We start from the raw sequence: 13,205 nt of genomic DNA on the forward strand, positions 1-13,205 counted from the left end.
ACCGGACAGACCCCGAATAGTTCCCACTTTAAGGTAAAATAAAGCCTGTCTGGCGTTTAAATTCCATTTAGTTTTTGGGTGTTATAACGCTAGTCAGCTCAGGAGGCTCCAATGATACCGGACGATCGCCCTATCCCGCCAAACCGCAAAAAACTTAAAATCATCTTCGGTTGGTATATATATACCGTTTATGCGCTGCTGATCTTTAATATCTATCTGGCGGTATATAACGGCTGTGTCAGACACCCGATTGAAGCACCGCTGATCTCAGCGTGCCACAGCCTGTTCATCGCGTTTATGCTTTACCACGTGCTGAAAAAACGCACCTGTTTCGCCTGGGCCATGCTGGCTTACTATATTCTGATGCGCTTGTATTACGCCAACCTGCTGCACATCGAGTTTACCCTCGGCAGCCGCGGGCTGGTGTTCGTTCTGCTGACGCTGCTGCTGGCGGGTACGGTCTCTGTCGGCCAGCTTGCAACACCGCCACTGCGTCAAGATTGGCTGGCTAACCTGGGGTGGAGACAGTGGGCTATGTTAGCCTGTTTGTCAGCGTTACTGACGCCGTTAATTACCACCGACTATTTAGGCTGACAGCCGGTATCTAACGGGGGATGTGGGGTTCCGAGATATCAACCAGACGGCAGACCTTGGTGTAGTTATTGGATTTCTCACATATTTTATCAGTGACAAAAACGCCAAGGTAGCTCAGCACCAGCAGATAACCGGCCATGCATAAAATGAAAATAAGCGTTCTCACCGATAGGACCAACCTGACAACAAAACCCTGACTATCATACCTTGATTATCCCTTCCTAGACTATTTCAAAGTATTTCATTAATCCGCTGGTCATTTCAGAGGCTGAAATGTTATGTTATCACATATCAAATAAACCCAGCACAGATGCATTAATGGAAAGCCAAACCCCGCCGTTACTTACCGTAGAACACCTGACGCTCTCACTGAACGCAGAGGTCAAGATCCACGATCTGAGCTTCACTTTGCATGCAGGTGAACGTTTATGCCTGCTGGGCGCATCGGGTTCCGGAAAATCACTGACCGCCGCCGCCATTCTGGGAACGCTGCCGGTCGGAGTAACGGTTAGCGGTTCGATTCGACTGCAAGGGCGAGAAGTGAATGGCCTGCGTTTGCAACGGCGTAAAAACACTGAATTGGCCGCCATTTTTCAGGATCCTTTTACCAGCCTCAATCCCCTGACCAGCGTGGGTCAGCAACTGATCCTGGCGCTACGCAGCCAAAATGCCCTGACGAAACGCCAGGCCCAGCACTGCGCTGCGGAGTTGCTGACAGCGTTGGGAATGTCGCCGGACAACGTCATGCCGCGTTACCCCAATCAACTGTCCGGGGGCCAATGTCAGCGAATATGCGCAGCACTGGCCTTGCTCGGGGAGAAAAGCCTGCTGATCGCAGATGAACCCACCACCGCTCTGGACATGGTCAGCCAGCATCAGCTGATTAATATCCTGAAAAGCTACACCGAACGCCCCAGTGCGCCAGCGTTACTGTTTATTACTCACGATCTCGCCGTTGCCGCCAGCCTGTGCCAACGTGCCATCGTGCTGGTTAACGGGGAAATAGTCGAGCAGGGTTCCTTCGCACGGTTGTTACAGTCCCCCGCGCATCCCTACACCCAACGGCTGGTGGCCAGTGCTCAACGCCCGGCATTTAACCGGCCCCCATCACTGAGCCTGGCAGGGTAACGACATGAACAATCTGCCCGTGAGCGGGGAAATGCCCTTTATCAGCCTGCAGCAGGTTTGCCGACAATATTCATCAGGGGCCGGTGGGCTACAACCTACCGATCTGAATCTGTACTCCGCAGAACGGGTTGGATTAGTGGGCTGCTCCGGGGCCGGGAAATCAACGCTGCTTAAGCTGTTGCTGGCGCTCGAAGCGGCGGACGCCGGTCATATCCTGTGCCAGGGCGAGGAAATCCGTCCCGCCCCGGTTCATAGATTGCGCTGGTATCGGCGGTTAGTGCAGTACGTACCGCAGGACGCCCATGCTTCGCTGAATCCTCGCCACAGGGTAGTGGAATTGATTACCGCCCCCTTGCGCCAACTCGGCCCACGTCAAGATTTTGGTATCGCTGCCGAACGGGCTTTGCAACAGGTCGAATTGGATGAAAGCCTGCTGTATGTGCGAGCCGGACAACTCTCCGGCGGGCAGGCGCAACGGGTAGCCCTGGCGCGTGCTATTGCGCTGAAACCCCGTTTTTTACTGGCCGATGAACCGGTCAGCGGCCTGGACTTGCCGCTGCGTCAGCAGATCATCGCCCTGCTCGACCAGGTTGCCCGCCAGCAAAATATGGGCATGTTGCTTGTCTCCCACGATATTTCACTGGTCGCTAGCTTATGTCAGCGCACGCTGGTGATGGCGTCTGGCGTCATCGTGGAAGACCGCCCCACCCACGAACTGCTTCACACCCCGAGGCATTCCGCTACCCGCCGTTTGATCGACGCCATTCCGCTGTTACCGCCACTTTTTCAGCACTAAAATTTTGAGGAGTTTTGCATGTTCAACCCGCGCTTTATTGGCCCAACCGGCTGCCTGCTCGCCGGCAGTTTGCTGCTTGTCGGCTGCTTTGACCCTGCGGACCCCAGAGAAAGCACCGGCGACGAACGGCGCATCCGACTGGCCATGCTGCAGCCCCCACGCTCCGGGCTCACGCCATTGAGCGATGACGCGTTTAAACTTTCGCGCTGGAGCACCGCCGAAACACTGGTGGTGCTGAACGCCGACGGCGATGCCAAGCCGGCGCTGGCAACCGAATGGCAACAGCTGGACCAACACCGCTGGCGCTTCGTATTGCGATCGGGTGTCAACTTCCATGACGGCAGTGCTATGGCGCCGGAAAGCGTGGTGCGTTCGCTTTCGGCGGCGATGAAGGCCACACCCAAACCGCGCATTCTTGACGGGGTCGAATTAACGATCGCTGCAGAAGGCGAGCATGCCGTCGTTATCTCTACCGCCGTGCCCGATCCGCTCCTCCCGCAGCGGTTGTCCAGCCCGCAATTGGCGATCCTCGCAGAACGAGCCTACGCCGCCAACGGCGTGGTTAATCCCTTACAGGCCGGAACCGGCGCCTTTGTACTGACGGAAGTCAACGGCACCAGCAGCGCACGCTTAAACCGTTTCGACGGCTATTGGGGCGAGAAAGCGACCGCCCCGGGGATCGACGTCAGCTTTGTCCCGGACAGCGCCGCCCGCGCTGCCGCGCTACGCACCGGCAACGCCGATTTGGTAGAGGCGCTGCCGGTCTCGCAGTTGCCGCTGATTGCGGCTGAATTGATCCACGAAGTGCCCATGCCACGCACCAATACGCTGTATCTGAACACCCGGGTCGGTGCTTTCCGCGATCCGGCCATTCGCGCCGCCGCCGCTGCGGCGATCAAACGTCGTCCGTTGGTGGACAACGTCTACGAAGGCCGCGCCGATATTGCCTCCGGGCTGCTGGGTCCCGCCCTGCCTTGGGCCGCACCATTGCGCCAGCCGCAACCGACTCTGCCGACAACTACTGTTGAAGGCAAAACCATCACCCTGGCCACTTTCAGCGATCGTGCCGAGCTACCCGAAGTGGCGGTGTATCTGGCGCAGCAACTCAGCGCCGCCGGTTTTGTGGTGAAGCAGGAAGTGCGGGAATACGCGCACATTGAAGCCGACGCGCTGGCGGGTAAATTCGACGCCTTTATCTTGTCGCGAGCCACGGTGCTGGACTCTGGCGATCCGCTGGCCTACATGTACAGTGACTTCGCCTGCCGGGGTTCTTTCAACATTGCTCAACTGTGCGATCCGCAGGTAGACGAAGCCTTGACTCAGGCCGCCGCCATCCCTGCCGGGCCACAACGACGCCAGGCGATCATCGCGGCAGAAAGCCGCATTCTGGCGACCCATGCGGCGATACCCTTGCTGCATGAACGCGTGATCCAGGGGGAAGCTGCCGTAATGAGGAGCGCAGAGCGCGATCCGCGTGAACGTCTGCTGGTGACGCCTCGCAGCTTCATCGCCACAGAGCAACCTTGATGGTAAAAGCGCAACGGCTATTGCCACTCGCCTCACGCCTGTTCTCGCTGCTGGGGATGATCGTCCTGATTGGGCTGATGCCCTGGCTGTCCGGGCGCGATCCGGCGCTCAGCTTGCTGCGGGCGCGTTCGGGTGAACAAGAAGCAACCCCGGAAGCCCTGAATGCCATTCGTCAGCAGTATGGCCTGGAGGACGGGCCGTTACTGCTGCTTGGCCGCTGGTTTCACGGCGTGCTGCGGGGGGATGCCGGCAACTCGTGGATATCCGGTCGCCCGGTGCTGGAAGGCATGTTGCAGGCCACAGGGGTTTCTCTGACGCTGATGGGCTACGCACTGGCGATAGCGATGCTGGTCGCGATGTTGCTGGCACTGCCAACCCTGTGGCGCGGCCTGCATGGCGAGAACCGCCGTCCCGCAGGCGTGTTAGCGGTATCCCTGACCGCACTGCCCGAATTTTTGCTGGCAGCGCTGCTGTTGATCGTTGGCGCCGTCTGGCTGCAGTGGTTTCCTCCCTACGGCTGGCAAAGCCTGCAGCATGCCGTGCTACCGGCATTGGCCCTGGGCTTACCGGCCGGCGGCCTGCTGGCCCTGTTGCTCAATGACGGCCTGGCCGCAACCTTCTCCGAACGCTGGTTGCTGACCTGGAACCTGGCCGGTATCGCTCGGCGGCATTGCCTGCTGGCCGTTCTGCGCCGCACGCTGCCTGCGCTGCTGCCGCAGATTGGTTTAGTGCTGATCGGACTGACCGGCGGCGCGATCGCCGTCGAGAAAGTGTTCGCCGTTCCGGGACTGGGCCGGGCAACATTGGGGGCCGCCATCGCTCAGGATCTGCCCACCTTGCAATGCGGCATCCTGATCTTGTTGCTGCTGGCCTTCGGCACCGGTTTTCTGATGCAGGGAGCCCATTACCTGCTGTTGGGCCGAATAGCCGCCGCATTACCCAATTCAACGCCGCCACAGCAAAGCAGCCGGGCGAGCTATATTTTCGCCGCCGTCGCTGCCCTGTCGCTGTGCCTGTTAGTCCTGAGCGGGATCATCCGCGATCCCTTTTCGTCACTGCATATCCGTCTGCAGTCACCCAGTCTGGATCTGCCCTTTGGCGCGGACGCCACCGGCCGGGACATTCTGGCACGTGTCGCCTACGGTGCACTGAATACCAGCCTGTTGGCGCTGGCTGTCAGCTTCGCTTCGCTGTTCTTGGGGATAGTGTTCGGGTTGATGCCTCGCCTGATGTGCGGGGTCATTGAGTTGGCCAACGCTACACCGCCGATAGTCGCGGGGCTGTTGGTCACCGCAGTCACCGGGCCTTCCCCCTTCGGTGCCGCCTGCGCGGTAATGCTGGTCAGTTGGGCGCCGCTGTCCGCTCACTGCGCCTCGTTGTTGGCTGAGGCCCGCACCCAGCCTTATATCCGCATGTTGCCGGTGTTGGGGATCGGCCGCTGGCGTACGCTGACGTACTATCTGTTGCCGGCGCTTTGGGTTCCCCTGCTGCGTCACGCCATGCTGCGCCTGCCGGGCATTGCTCTGGCGCTGGCGGCATTGGGGTTCCTTGGCCTGGGGCCACAGCCTCCCAGTGCGGAGTGGGGACTGGTACTGGCCGAGGGCATGCCCTATATCGAACGGGCGCCGTGGGGCGTTCTTGCGCCAGCGGTCGCTCTGGTGCTGTTGGCGGTGCTTGCGGTAACGCTGGCAAATACCGCCGGCAATCGCCGACGCTGACGGCGCATCCTGACCCGGTTTGTAGTAACATTATTTGTACCTCTACCAGCCGGGAGTCCCCATGCACCATCTGATGTTAGACATAGAAACGCTGGACATAAAACCGAGCGCGGTGATCCTGGTGGTGGCCGCCGTGTTTTTCGATCCCCAAACCGGCCAGCTCGGTGCCGAATTTGAAAATGCCGTCAGCAGCCAAAAAGATCAGCCTGGCAGAACCATCAGCCTGGACACCGTCGCCTGGTGGGCAAAACAGTCGGACGAAGCACGCAAGTTGGCTTTCGGCGGTACGGAAAGCCTCAAGCGTACGCTGACCAACCTGAGCCGCTTTATCCATATGAACAGCACTGACCAGGTTAAAGTCTGGGGCAACGGTAAGGAGTTTGACTGCACCATCCTTGAGCATGCCTTTCAGCAACTGGACATGCCCTGCCCGTGGAAATTTTGGGACACGCAGGATGTGCGTACGGTGATCACTCTGGCCGAATTGCTGGGCTTTAATCCCAAGAAAGAGCGGGCATTCGAGGGCACGCCCCATCGTGCACTCGACGATGCCAAACATCAGGCGCGCTACGTGGCGGATACCATTTCCGCACTTTATTATCGCAAAGCCGCAGCGTCGTGAATCGAGCAAGCTAAACGTACCGAAAGCAGGCGGGTGTTTTGCCCCTTTCCATTTATCGCCAGAGTCACTACTCTAGCCCCCTTTGTCACTCGGATGTGCTGTTTTTGTTATGCAAAAATTTCTGTTTCTGCTTCTTAGCCTGGTGCTGCTCGGCCCGCTGGGTATCGATCTCTATCTGCCGACAATTCCGGCCATCGCTGTCGGCCTTAACAGCAGTGAAGCGCTGATCCAGTCCACCATTTCACTGTTCATTCTGGTGCTGGGTCTCGGGCAGATTATTGCCGGGCCGCTGGTGGATAACTATGGCCGCAAGCCCGTGGCGCTGGCCGGTATTGTCATCTATATGATTGGTGCGGCCATGGCGGCGCTGGCCACGACGCCGACGCTGTTCGTCGCGTCTCGTTTGCTGCAGGGCGTAGCGGTCTGCTGTACCGCCGTTGTGGCATTTAGCGGCGTGCGCGATCGTATGAACGGCGATGACGCGGCTCGCGCCTTTGGCTTCCTCAACGGCACGCTTAACATTATTCCCGCGCTGGCCCCGCTGCTGGGTGGGTTACTGGCGGAAGCCTTTGGCTGGCGTGCGCCGTTCTGGTTCCTGGTGTGTTATGCCCTGGCCGTATTGGTGTTGATCGCACTGCGCCTGCCGGAAACCCGTCCGGCGGACACGGTGCGTGTTAAAGGTTTACCGGTACGCCAATATGCTCGCATCCTCAAAGATCGCCGTTTTCTGTCCTTCGCCGTGGTGAACTCCGGCGCGATGGGCATGGCGTTGACCTACGTCTCGCTGGCACCCAATGTGCTGATGGGCACCGCCGGGCTGACGCCATTGCAATTCTCGCTGGTGTTCGGTGCCAACGGCTTTTGGATCATGCTGGTGAGTTTTTTTGCCAACCGCATCATTCACAAAGTGGGACGTCCGGTATGCCTGGCCACCGGGGGAATTCTGATGGGTATCGGGTGCGTAGGCCTGTTGCTCGGGGTTAGCTGGCTCTCCGGCCCGGCGCAAACCCATTGGCTGGCCTATATGTTGCCCGTCGCCAGCGCCTGTGCGGGCTTGGCCTTCGTGATGGGCCCGGCGACCAGTTACGCGCTGGAGCCCTACTCCAACGAGGCCGGTGTCGCTTCTGCGTTGGTGGGTTTCGTGCAGATGGCCGGTGGCGCAGGCCTGGGTCTGTTGGCGATGGCGCTGCCGTTGCAACCCAAGCTGTCGCTGGCGCTGGTGATGCTGGTAGGTTGCCTGCTGGCGCTGCACGCAAGGCAGCGCAGCAAGCAAATCAAGGGGCAACTGAAGAAAATTGCCTGAGGCTCAGGCCTCGGTCACTATCGGGACTCTGGCGGCTAACGCCGTCAGCAATTCATAGCCCAGCGTGCCTGCCGCGGCGGCGACATCGTCAACCGGCAGGCGCCGCCCCCACAACTCCACTTCTGCACCGATTTCGGCGTGCGGACAGGGCGTCAGATCGACGACCAGCATATCCATCGACACCGTACCCAGCGTTCGCGTCAGCACGCCGTCCACCCAGACCGGCGTACCGGTCTGCGCATGGCGCGGATAACCGTCGGCATAGCCACAGGCGACCACTCCGATGCGTTGTGCCCCCTCGGCGCGATAACGCCAGCCATAACCGACCTGGTCGTTCTTTTTCAGCGTTTGAATCCCAATGATTTCGCTGCTCAGCGTCATCGTCGGCTTCAGTCCGCTGTCGGCAATATCTCTCGATTGGCCGTTTGGGGAGGCGCCGTAAAGCACAATACCCGGTCGCACCCAACTGCCGTGGGTTTCCGGATGCCACAAAGTGGCGGCGGAGTTGGCCAGACAGCGCGGCGAAGTGATACCTGCTGCAGCCTCTTCAATGGTCTCCATCTGTTCGACTACCCCCTGCGGGCCGTCGGCGGTGGCGAAATGGCTCATTAGCGTCAGGCTGGCAATATTGCTTATCTGCTGAGCTTTCAACCAAACGGCGTGCAACCGGTCCGGGGCAAATCCCAGACGATTCATGCCGCTGTTCACTTTCAGGTAAACATCCAGCGGTGCCGATAATTTGGCTTCGGCTATTGCCGCCAGTTGCCAATCGCTGTGCACCGACGTCGTTAAACGATAGCGATCCAGCAGGGCTAAATCCTGCGCTTTGAAAAAGCCTTCCAACAGCAAGATCGGCCCTTGCCAGCCGGACTCGCGCAGCATAATTGCTTCGGCGAGATCCAACAGCGCAAAGCCGTCGGTTTGTGCCAAACTGCGCCAAACATGTTTAATGCCGTGGCCATAGGCATTGGCTTTGACCACTGACCAGACTTTGGCGCTGGGGGCAAACCGACGAACCACCTGCAGGTTATTTTCAAAGGCGCCAAGGTGCAACCTGGCGGTAATCGGGCGAGGCATGGGAACTCCTACGAGCCTGCGAATGCCGTCACGAGCCAACGCCCGTGACGACAACATGATAGTTAAGGTTTTTTAACGCGCGGGATGCACATCGTTCAAGGGCGCAGTGTAGGCGCTGCGAAATCCGGCACTGTAGCGTGCCACCGCCAGATCGTCTGAAGGAATGGCCGGCGTGATGCCGGAAATCAGATCGGAAAGCAATTGCCCGGAACCACAGGCCATTGTCCAACCCAGCGTGCCATGCCCGGTATTCAGAAACAGGTTTTTCAGCGAAGTCTTGCCGACAATCGGCGTACCGTCCGGCGTCATCGGACGCAAACCGGTCCAGAAGGTAGCTTCCTCCACCCGTCCACCATTAGGGTAAAGATCGCGTACCACCATCTCCAGCGTCTCGCGGCGTTTTTGCTCGAGCTGAGTATTAAAACCGACAATTTCCGCCATGCCACCGACGCGAATACGCTGGTCGAAACGGGTGATGGCGATTTTATAAGTTTCATCCAAAACGGTCGAGAATGGTGCCGCGGCCTCATCCGTAATCGGAATGGTCAGCGAGTAGCCTTTCAACGGATAAACAGGGATCGAGACCAGATCGCGCAGCAGCGCGGTGGAGTAAGAGCCAAAGGCCACCACGTAACTGTCGGCCTTGAAGATTTCTCCGCCGCATTGCACGCCGCTGATTTTGTCCCCTTCCACCAGCAGGCGGTCGACGCTGCGGTTATACAGGAAGGTGACGCCCGCTTGCTGGGCCAGTTTGGCCAACTGCTGAGTAAAGAGTTGGCAATCGCCGGTTTCGTCGTTTGGCAGTTGCAGACCGCCGGTCAACTTATGCGCCACCTGCGCCAGCGCAGGTTCGACGGTGGCCAGTTGACTGGCTTCCAACAGTTTGTAAGGCACGCCCGCGTCTTCCAGCACCGCGATGTCTTTGGAGGCGCTTTCAAACTGTTGCTGAGTGCGAAACAGTTGCAGCGTGCCGCCCTGACGGCCTTCGTACTGAATGCCGGTTTCCTGGCGCAACGCTTTGATGCAATCGCGGCTGTATTCCGCCAACCGCACCATGCGACCTTTGTTGGTCATGTAGTGTTCGGTGTTGCAGTTTTTCAACATCTGCCACATCCAGCTCAGCTGGAAACTGCTGCCGTCCAAACGAACCGCCAGCGGCGCATGGCGCTGGAACATCCATTTGATTGCCTTCAACGGCACGCCAGGCGCAGCCCAAGGCGCCGCATAGCCCGGTGAGATCTGCCCTGCATTTGCCGCGCTGGTTTCCATTGCCGGGCCAGGCTGACGATCGATTACCGTCACCTCATGCCCCGCCTTCGCCAAATACCAGGCACTGGCAACGCCCACCACCCCACTACCTAAAATTACCACTCGCATCGCTGACTCCAGCTCAAGGCTTCACAAAGCATAATCTTCTGCTCACAGGAAATTAACTCAGTGGAAAAATCCGTCCAACATCTTCATCATCAAACGTGACAACATTCACAATTAATTTATCGTTCATGGCCGGTTCTTTTGCAATAGCTCCCTATAAATAGCGATAAGATGTTGTGAAAGGCAGATTTAAGAGCGAAACGGCCCCCATTATGCTGTCATTGACAGCATTGAAAGCATCATGAAAAGCTACGACGTGCAACAAGGTTTTAACAGAACATAAAAATGAAACAGGCCCACAAGAACAGAATAAAAAACCAATAAAAAGCCATTTCATCGAGATAACATTTCATGCGTACCCACAATCGTTTCAGCAGAAAAAACTCGCCGCAAAATGCCCCTGTCGTCTCCTGAGGCAGGACAGTGACGTCAGATCGTTGAATTTTTAAGCTTTATATCATTATTACCTCTGCCCAGATTGAGCTACGATTGATCTAGGGTCTGCCGTTCGAGCAAGGTCCGTAATAACGAGGGTGCGCTGATGACTACTTCAACACATGAAAAGGTCAAGGAAGATAAACGTCTGAGCGATGGACCGGACTGGACGTTCGAGCTGCTGCAGGTGTATCTGGAGCACATCGATCGCGTAGCCAAACATTACAAGCTCGATACCTACCCGCATCAGATAGAGGTGATTACCTCAGAACAGATGATGGACGCCTATTCGAGCGTCGGCATGCCGATTAACTATACCCATTGGTCATTCGGTAAAAAATTCATTGAGACCGAGCAGCGCTACAAACACGGGCAGCAGGGGCTGGCCTACGAAATCGTCATCAACTCCAACCCTTGCATTGCCTATCTGATGGAAGAAAACACCATCACCATGCAAGCGCTGGTCATGGCGCACGCCTGCTACGGCCACAACTCGTTTTTCAAAAATAATTACCTGTTCCGCAGTTGGACCGACGCCAGTTCGATCGTCGATTATCTGTTGTTCGCCCGCCACTACATCAGCCAGTGCGAAGAACGCTACGGCGTTGAAGAAGTGGAGAAGCTGCTCGACTCCTGCCATGCGCTGATGAATTACGGTGTGGACCGCTATAAACGCCCGCAGAAGATTTCCCTGGTCGAAGAAAAAGCCCGCCAGAAGAGCCGCGAGGAGTACCTGCAGAGCCAGGTCAATACGCTGTGGAAGACTCTGCCGCGGGTAGAACGCGAAGAAGCGCCTGAACAAGCGCGTCGCTATCCAAGCGAGCCCCAGGAGAACATCCTCTACTTTATGGAGAAAAATGCACCGCTGCTGGAACCCTGGCAGCGTGAGGTGCTGCGCATCGTGCGCAAAGTGAGCCAGTATTTTTATCCGCAGAAACAAACTCAGGTGATGAACGAAGGCTGGGCGACATTCTGGCACTACACCATCCTCAACCATCTTTACGATGAAGGCCGGGTAACCGAACGCTTTATGCTGGAGTTTTTGCACAGCCACACCAACGTGGTGTATCAGCCGCCTTACAATAGCCCTTATTACAACGGGATTAACCCTTACGCACTGGGCTTTGCCATGTTCCAGGACATCAAGCGCATCTGCCAGTCGCCGACCGAAGAAGACCGCTACTGGTTCCCGGATATTGCCGGTAAAGACTGGCTGGAAACGCTGCACTTTGCCATGCGTGATTTTAAGGACGAAAGTTTTATCAGCCAGTTCCTGTCGCCGAAAATCATGCGTGACTTCCGGCTGTTCACCGTGCTCGATGACGATCGCAATAACTACCTGGAGATTGCGGCGATCCATAATGAGGCGGGTTATCGGGCGATCCGTCAGGAGCTGTCGGCGCAATATAACCTGAGCGACCACGAGCCGAACATTCAGATCTGGAATGTGGATTTGCGTGGCGATCGCTCATTGACGTTGCGTTATATTCCACAAGACCGTGCGCCGCTGGACAAGAGTCGGCGCGAGGTGATGAAACACCTGCACCGCCTGTGGGGCTTCGACATTATTCTGGAGCAGCTCAACGAGGATGGCAGCGTCGAGCTGCTGGAACGTTGTCCGCCGCGCCCGACTCCGCTGTAAGATCAGACCATGACAAAGGGGCGCCACTGGCGCCCCTTTTACGTAATGCGAGATGTGATACTAACGGCGGGCTTCGGTCAGATCGCTCGGCATGGTGCCTTGCATGCTCTGCCAGATGGCCCCGCTGTCTTTACCGTAGTTACGCACGCAATCCATCACCTGATCGTACGACTTCTCATGGCACAGCATCGACAGCTTGCTGTAGAAAGTCAGCGCCAGCTTGCGGGACTCCGGATTTGAGAAGTAGTAACGACCGACACGGGTATACAGACCTTTGAGGCCGTTGAAGATCAGACCGTAGATCGGGTTGCCGGAAGCGAATGCCAGACCGCGGAAAATTTCGTAGTCCAACAGGTTGAAAGCGTCCGCCTGATCTTCCACCTGGGTCGCTTTCGCCAACACTTCCTGAGCAGCCTCAGGATGATTACGCACCGCTGCGCGAATAAAGATCGCGGCAATATTGGTACGAACCGACAGCAGGTTGTCGATCAACTGTGGAACACTTTTGTGATCGAGGCGTGCCACCGTCTCAAGAATATTAAGGCCGGATGTTTCCCAGAAATTATTTACTTTGGTCGGTTTGCCATGCTGAATGGTCAGCCAGCCATCACGGGCCAGGCGTTGTAAAACTTCGCGTAACGTGGTGCGCGTAACACCAATCAGTTCTGAAAGCTCACGCTCCGCGGGCAAAATAGAGCCAGGAGGGAAGCGATTATTCCAGATACTCTCGATAATGTATTCTTCCGCGAAACCGGCAGGACTCTGCGCCTTTATGACCATGTGTTTGACGTTCCGTAGCGACGATAATCAGTAATAGTAGTCGGCTGATCATACCAGATCGCCTTGGCATGACATAGCGTGAGCGAAAAACATTAAACGAAAGTGTGCATAAAGTGGCAAAAAACGTGCAAAAACACCGCGTCAGAGAAATTTCACGGCGTAAAGCAAGCCCGTATTGCTTCTGCCCCTGCGGCATTGTTAGGGTAATA

11 protein-coding genes are annotated in these 13,205 nt (G+C 57.2%); 8 read left to right on the top strand and 3 right to left on the bottom strand.

The genetic code is table 11. From position 1 onward, the window contains the following. Positions 1–111 precede the first annotated feature (111 nt). The 7 genes from LQ945_RS02840 to LQ945_RS02870 all read left to right on the top strand — a co-directional run bounded on the left by LQ945_RS02840 (position 112) and on the right by LQ945_RS02870 (position 7,688). Positions 112–594, top strand: a complete 483-nt coding sequence (locus LQ945_RS02840) for a hypothetical protein (protein WP_262241374.1) — start codon at positions 112–114, stop codon at positions 592–594. A 318-nt stretch (positions 595–912) separates the two neighbouring features. Then, a complete protein-coding gene (locus LQ945_RS02845; RefSeq protein WP_270102217.1) occupies positions 913–1,722 on the top strand; it encodes an ABC transporter ATP-binding protein in 810 nt (269 codons plus the stop codon). A gap of 4 nt (positions 1,723–1,726) precedes the next feature. Next, positions 1,727–2,518 (top strand): ABC transporter ATP-binding protein, encoded by a 792-nt coding sequence (locus LQ945_RS02850; RefSeq protein ID WP_270102218.1) that lies wholly within the window; start codon positions 1,727–1,729, stop codon positions 2,516–2,518. 18 nt (positions 2,519–2,536) lie between these two features. Next, positions 2,537–4,045 (top strand): ABC transporter substrate-binding protein, encoded by a 1,509-nt coding sequence (locus tag LQ945_RS02855; RefSeq protein ID WP_270102219.1) that lies wholly within the window; start codon positions 2,537–2,539, stop codon positions 4,043–4,045. Then, positions 4,045–5,763, top strand: a complete 1,719-nt coding sequence (locus tag LQ945_RS02860; RefSeq protein ID WP_270102220.1) for an ABC transporter permease subunit — start codon at positions 4,045–4,047, stop codon at positions 5,761–5,763. Before LQ945_RS02855 ends, LQ945_RS02860 begins: the two co-directional genes overlap by 1 nt. Before the next feature lie 61 nt (positions 5,764–5,824). After that, entirely contained in the window at positions 5,825–6,385 is a 561-nt protein-coding gene (locus tag LQ945_RS02865) for a 3'-5' exonuclease (protein WP_044551799.1), read from the top strand. 109 nt (positions 6,386–6,494) lie between these two features. Further along, complete coding sequence (locus tag LQ945_RS02870) at positions 6,495–7,688, top strand: multidrug effflux MFS transporter (protein ID WP_270102221.1); 1,194 nt, start codon at positions 6,495–6,497, stop codon at positions 7,686–7,688. Positions 7,689–7,691: 3 nt separating this feature from the next. On the opposite strand, the gene dadX is transcribed toward LQ945_RS02870, so the two are convergent. Both dadX and LQ945_RS02880 read right to left on the bottom strand, forming a co-directional pair. After that, positions 7,692–8,765, bottom strand: a complete 1,074-nt coding sequence (gene dadX, locus LQ945_RS02875; protein WP_270102222.1) for a catabolic alanine racemase DadX — start codon at positions 8,763–8,765, stop codon at positions 7,692–7,694. Positions 8,766–8,837: 72 nt separating this feature from the next. After that, positions 8,838–10,142, bottom strand: coding sequence for a D-amino acid dehydrogenase (locus LQ945_RS02880; protein WP_270102223.1), 1,305 nt, complete (start codon positions 10,140–10,142; stop codon positions 8,838–8,840). 538 nt (positions 10,143–10,680) lie between these two features. Between LQ945_RS02880 and LQ945_RS02885 the strand changes: the two genes are divergently transcribed. Then, a complete protein-coding gene (locus tag LQ945_RS02885) occupies positions 10,681–12,216 on the top strand; it encodes a SpoVR family protein (RefSeq protein WP_020827233.1) in 1,536 nt (511 codons plus the stop codon). Between the two features lie 60 nt (positions 12,217–12,276). On the opposite strand, the gene fadR is transcribed toward LQ945_RS02885, so the two are convergent. After that, positions 12,277–12,996 carry a fatty acid metabolism transcriptional regulator FadR gene (fadR, locus tag LQ945_RS02890; RefSeq protein WP_270102224.1) on the bottom strand — a complete coding sequence of 240 codons (720 nt, stop codon included), beginning with the start codon at positions 12,994–12,996 and terminating at the stop codon, positions 12,277–12,279. Positions 12,997–13,205 lie beyond the last annotated feature (209 nt).

It is taken from the genome of Serratia liquefaciens (genome assembly GCF_027594825.1).
GTDB lineage: Bacteria > Pseudomonadota > Gammaproteobacteria > Enterobacterales > Enterobacteriaceae > Serratia > Serratia liquefaciens_A.